The 446-nt window shown below is 57.6% G+C and carries 2 protein-coding genes; both read right to left on the bottom strand.

The genetic code is table 11. The annotated features are described in order from the left end of the window. Positions 1–127, bottom strand: a 127-nt coding sequence (locus IB248_RS31030) for an NAD-binding protein (protein ID WP_192242053.1), incomplete at its 3' end; no start/stop codon positions are given. Positions 128–222: 95 nt separating this feature from the next. Further along, positions 223–446 (bottom strand): cupin domain-containing protein (locus tag IB248_RS31025; protein WP_192242256.1); only part of this gene is annotated, 224 nt, incomplete at its 5' end.

Genomic DNA, 446 nt, shown 5'->3' with positions numbered 1-446 from the left:
TACCGGCTTCCAATGCATCGATCTTCGCGGCCGACTTATCGACGCAGGTGACATGGTGGCCGAAATCGGCGAGGCAGGCACCGGAGACGAGGCCGACATAGCCCGAGCCAATCATCACAATACGCATGGAATCATTCCCTAAGACAACGATCGCGGCCCCGCCAATTGGCGGGGCCGCGATGGTGTTACAGGGGGAAGTTTATAAGTTCAAGACAACAGTGATCAGCTGCGGCCGAACTCATCGACGATGCGGATGATATCGTCTTCGCCGAGATAGGATCCGGTCTGGACTTCGATCAGTTCGAGCATGATCTTGCCGGGATTGGCGAGACGGTGGACTTCACCGAGCGGGATGTAGACGGACTCGTTTTCCCTCAGCATCTGCACGTTTTCGCCGATCGTCACCTCTGCCGTGCCCTTGACGACGATCCAGTGCTCGGAGCGGT

This window comes from Rhizobium sp. RHZ01 (genome assembly GCF_014851595.1).
Classification (GTDB): Bacteria; Pseudomonadota; Alphaproteobacteria; order Rhizobiales; family Rhizobiaceae; genus Rhizobium; species Rhizobium altiplani.
This window is presented reverse-complemented; position numbering and strand designations above follow the sequence as displayed.